Below are 3,336 nucleotides of genomic sequence, written 5' to 3'. Positions count from 1 at the left end.
GGTTTGATTACGGTTTCGAGGTATTCGTTCCAAACAACTTTGTCTTGTACGGGGTCTTTTACAATTGCACCTACCAGTCCTGCGGCTAAATCTTGTGAATTTAAGCGTCCATCGCCAAAGTGAGCGGCCAATGCCAAACCACTGTTTACTACCGAAATCGCTTCGGCGGTACTCATGGTGCTGGTTGGAGTTTTGATTTTGGTTTTTCCATCGGCCGTTATACCTGCACGTAATTCTCTGAAAATTGTTACGATTCGCTGAATTTCTCGCAAAGCTGGTGCTTCGGCAGGTAAATCAAGTGCTTTTTGCAGGCTCGATACACGAGTTTGTACAATCGAAATTTCTTCTTCCATCGAATCTGGAACTGGCAAAATAACTGTATTAAAACGGCGTTTCAATGCTCCTGAAAGTTCGTTTACGCCTTTATCTCGGTTGTTGGCGGTGGCAATAACATTAAAACCAGCTACTGCTTGAACTTCAATATTTAGTTCGGGTACAGGTAAAGTTTTTTCCGAAAGAATCGTGATGAGTGTATCTTGTACATCGGCTGTAATACGAGTCAATTCTTCGATTCGTGCAATTTTTCCGTTTTTCATGGCGTGCATCATAGGCGTAACTACGAGTGCATTTTCTGATGGACCTTCGGCCAATAATCGGGCGTAATTCCAGCCGTATCTTACCGACTCTTCGCTTGTGCCAGCCGTGCCTTGAATCAATAGTGTAGAATCGCCACTAATGGCTGCTGCCAGATGCTCAGCAACCCACGATTTGGCCGTTCCTGGTAAACCGTAAAGCAATAATGCTCGGTCGGTAGTGAGTGTGGCAACCGCAATCTCCATCAATCTTCTGCTGCCGATATATTTGGGCGAAATTTCGAACCCGTTTTTGAGTTTTCCACCCATTAAGTAAGTTACTACCGCTTGTGGCGAAAGATTCCAGTTGGTTGGGCGTTTCTGAGTATCTTGTTTGCTAATTTCTTCTATTTCGTGAGCAAATTGTTGTTCGGCGTGTTGGCGTAATACGTTCATGTGTATATTTTGAGTGAATGAGTTTAAAATAGTTAAATGATTTAAAGTGCTTACTATAAGTATTTTATTGTGTCTTTCTAAATCTTACTAATAGCTTCCTTAATATCTAATTGCCTGAGCAGATTTTCAGAAAAAGTTTGTTGCCAGTAATTCTTTTGCCAATCGTGAGTAAAACTATTGGTAAAATTCAAGATATTATCTTTGATTTTGAGTGATAAATTACTGCTCAGGCGATTAACAAAATCTTTTTCCGATAAGACGTAAGGATTATTTTTTTGTACTTCACTAACTAATGCTTTCATAACCAAGTGAGAGAAGTTGTCTGACCAATCTTCGTTTTGGACCTTCATCAATTCCTTCACTGAATGAAAATCTAATGAAATGTTTTGAATGATTATTTTTTCTTTGGTTTGAGTAGGTAATTTCTGTATCAAATCAATCCAATTAGTGCTCTTTGCATCTGAAGAAAGTTCATCGAAAAAATCGGCAATTTGGGTGCTGGTGGCTAATTGCATGGCATGACTAAACTGAAATAAAAAAGTAGTTTGGTCTTTTTGTTTGTCAGTTTTAGCGTCTTTGAAAAATGCAATTGTTCGTTTAATATCATTATTGAAAAAGTCAAGCCAATATTGTGGATGTAGGTACCTAACTAATTCTCCAAACCAATATTGTGCATCTGATATACCCTTGGCAGAACTGAGTTTATCAAATCCAAATAGTTGGTTCATGTTGTTTCCATTCCAAAAATCATCTTCGTTTTTAGGAAATTCGATTTTTGTAGAATTTCCAATGCCTAAAAATCCTTTTTTCTGTTCGATATAAAATGTTAATTTCTGAAATATCGTCTGACCTAATTTACTGCCATGAATCATAACACGAAGCAAGTTAATGCTGCGTAGTATTTCAAGCGTAACGGGCTTTTGGTTTGCTTTACTTGCACTTAGTTCTTCATATTTTTCATTCAAAAAATCTTCATCAGCAATGCTTATGTTGGTCACTAATTGATTAATAAACTCTTTACGGTCATTGGCCGATTCTTGTTCCCAAGATTGTTTGAGAAGTTCGAGTGCTTCCGATGGTGATTCTGCACGGAGTTTTACAAAAAGTGCTTTTCGTTCAGATGGTTTGCCTTCTTCCCAAATTGTTTTTGGGTCGAGGACTTTATCTTTAATTTGCCAAGATTCATTAAACTGCGTGAGCCATCGTCCTCTTGTTCCTATTATTTCATGAACCTTTGCTAAGTTTTTTGCGGGCGTTTTGTTGAAGACTTCCACCAAAATATTTTCGGGTAAAACCCATTTACGTTCAATACATTTATCTAAAAATTTATCAAATAAAAAAACATTGAAGTTTTCTGCTTGAATGATAGTTTTCAACACAAAAACAGCCTCATTGCTGCAAAAATCTTGTGTTTCCTGTTCGGCAGGTCTAAATTCGGGTAGAATAACATTTTCGGGGCTTTGGCCTGCCTTTTCGTAGGCCATGACCATAATTGCCGCTTTCAGAAAATAACCCTCTTGGTCGTTTTTATTGGTTTTGTCGAGTATTTCTCTGATTGATGGCGGCAGTAATTCGGCTTGTAGAGGCATTTTTTCTGTGCCCAACAATGCACTTTTTTTTAGATTATTCCAGTAGCTCATACTAATTGGTAGCTATAATTTTGAACGATACCCAGCGGGAAAATGTGTGAATTTTGACGTAGAACAAACAAATTCAGGGGTTGTCCACCCGAAATAGCGAGTAAATGTAGAATTTTTTGTGGGTCGAATTCGGGTGAAAAAAGCATAACATTACCGAGTGAATCTTTCAAAAACCATTGATTTTGATTCGGAACGAAGCTGATATTTTCGAGCAACATGGGCACATCATCCGCCCACGGATTTTGGGCTAAGATTTCTGAATAATAGTTTTGTGCTGCTTCCCAGTCAGCAATTCCCTCAATGGCTTGAGGAATAAAAGATTTATTTTCGAGGTGTTGCTTCACAATCGCTCTAAAAGGAGTATTTGAAGGATAAAATACCAGTTTAGCTTTTGAAGTTGTGGCAGGCACAAGGGCTGTTTCGATGGCTGCCGTTCGGTAGGCAAAATTCAAAATCAAAGCATAACGCTTTGATGTGCAGCCATATAGCCAATTTCGTTGAACCGTAATGTCGTCTTCTTGGGTGGTTTTTCGGCCAATCACCAACCAATCATCATCGATTACTTCGGCAGAGGCATTTTCCAATAGTTCTTTTTGCTGTATGTTCCACCCAATTCTACTTTTCACTTCCTCTTGCAACATAGGAGGGAGCTGCTCTAAATTCTTGAA

Annotated in this window: 3 protein-coding genes; all 3 read right to left on the bottom strand. The window is 38.5% G+C overall.

The window, feature by feature from the left end; translation table 11 throughout:
• Positions 1-1,028: ATP-binding protein (locus tag ACOVO2_RS05860; protein WP_421769069.1), on the bottom strand; the 1,028-nt coding region annotated here is incomplete at its 3' end.
• A gap of 77 nt (positions 1,029-1,105) precedes the next feature.
• On the bottom strand, positions 1,106-2,668 hold the full coding sequence (locus tag ACOVO2_RS05855; RefSeq protein ID WP_421769068.1) for a DUF5691 domain-containing protein: 1,563 nt from the start codon (positions 2,666-2,668) through the stop codon (positions 1,106-1,108).
• Positions 2,665-3,336: hypothetical protein (locus tag ACOVO2_RS05850; protein WP_421769067.1), on the bottom strand; the 672-nt coding region annotated here is incomplete at its 5' end. The genes ACOVO2_RS05855 and ACOVO2_RS05850, both read right to left, overlap by 4 nt.

Source organism: Emticicia sp., from assembly GCF_049241225.1.
In the GTDB taxonomy this organism is placed as follows: domain Bacteria; phylum Bacteroidota; class Bacteroidia; order Cytophagales; family Spirosomataceae; genus Emticicia.
The sequence above is the reverse complement of the archived record's forward strand: the minus strand, read 5'-3'. Positions and strand labels throughout refer to the sequence as shown.

Coding starts and splice junctions, on each gene's coding strand:
- ACOVO2_RS05855 (WP_421769068.1), bottom strand. CDS start 2,668: ATGAGCTACTGGAATAATCTAAAAAAAAGTGCATTGTTGGGCACAGAA.